The sequence below is a fragment of the Massilia aquatica genome (assembly GCF_011682045.1).
Taxonomy (GTDB): Bacteria; Pseudomonadota; Gammaproteobacteria; order Burkholderiales; family Burkholderiaceae_D; genus Telluria_A; species Telluria_A aquatica.
Window position 1 is genome coordinate 1 of record NZ_VVIW01000069.1, and the last position, 1279, is coordinate 1279.

Sequence of the window (1279 nt, forward strand, 5' to 3'; positions counted from 1 at the left end):
CCCTGGATGAGAAACCTCCGGAAAAGCTTTTACATTCAATGAGTTACACAAGGGGCTTGTAAACTGTTCCGAATTCGCGTTTACTCTCGGGATTTCGGTGGGCACGTGATCAAGGTGGCGCAGCAGTGGACGGAACAAGAATTTGCCGGACTCAGTCTCGGTGATGCCCGCCTCAACAAGAGGGCGAAGCGAATGATGGAGCGATTTTCGGCCAATCCGACGGCCAGTATCCCGGATACGTGCGACAGTTGGAGCGAGACGTGTGCGGCCTACCGTTTTTTGGGCAATGCCGAGGTGGAATGGGAAGCCATCCTTGCACCGCACTGGGCGCGTACCGAGGAACGAATGCGTGCACAGCCTGTCGTGCTGTGTATTCAGGACACAACGGAGCTCGATTTCAACGGCCAGGAGATCGACGGCCTGGGACCGCTCAATTACGAAACTCGGCGCGGCATGTACTTGCACCCGACATATGCGGTGACGACCGACCGTGAGCCGCTCGGTGTACTTGCCGCGTGGATGTGGGCGCGTGAGAAACGCGGCGCCGATGGCGTCAGGCCAGGCTAGAGCGAGAGTAAGCGCTGGGTCGAAGGCTATCAGCGCGTGGCGGAAATGGCGACGCTCATGCCCGATACGCGGCTGGTGTATGTCGCTGATCGCGAAGCCGACATGGTGGAAATGATGCGCTGCTCGCGCGATCTGGGCAACCCGGCCGACTGGCTGGTGCGGGCCAAACATAATCGCTGCTTGCCTGACCAGGATGGCGCCAAATTGTGGGAGGCGACCACCAGCGCAGTACCACTGGGCGAGATCACCTTCGCCATCGGCTCTCGTGAAAATCAGAAAGGGCGTACCGTACGCCAGCAACTGTGGGCACGCGAGGTCGAGATCAAGGATGGAGAAAAGGGACGGATCACCGTCACCTGCGTCGTGGCGCGTGAAGTGGGCACCCCCGCAGGCGTCAAACCCATCGAATGGCGCCTGCTGACCAACCGTAGCGTCACCACCCAAGACCAGACAGTCGAACTGATCGACTGGTATCGAGCGCATTGGGAAATCGAAATTTATTTCCATGTGCTAAAAAACGGCTGTGAAGTCGAAGCTTTGCAACTGTCGAGCATGGAGCGCATTGAGCGCGCGTTGGCGCTGTTCATGGTCGTCGCCTGGCGCATTACGTATTTGATGCGCAAAGGTAGAACTTGCCCGGACTTGGCTGCATCGCTCTTCTTCGACCCTGACGAGATTCGTGGAGCCCACCTGCTAACCAAGAGGAAAATGC

The 1279-nt window shown here is 58.2% G+C and carries 1 pseudogene; it reads left to right on the forward strand.

Going from position 1 to position 1279, the window contains the following annotated elements:
* Positions 1-105: 105 nt before the first annotated feature.
* Positions 106-1279, forward strand: a pseudogene (locus F1609_RS33885) (IS4 family transposase); the annotation flags it as partial.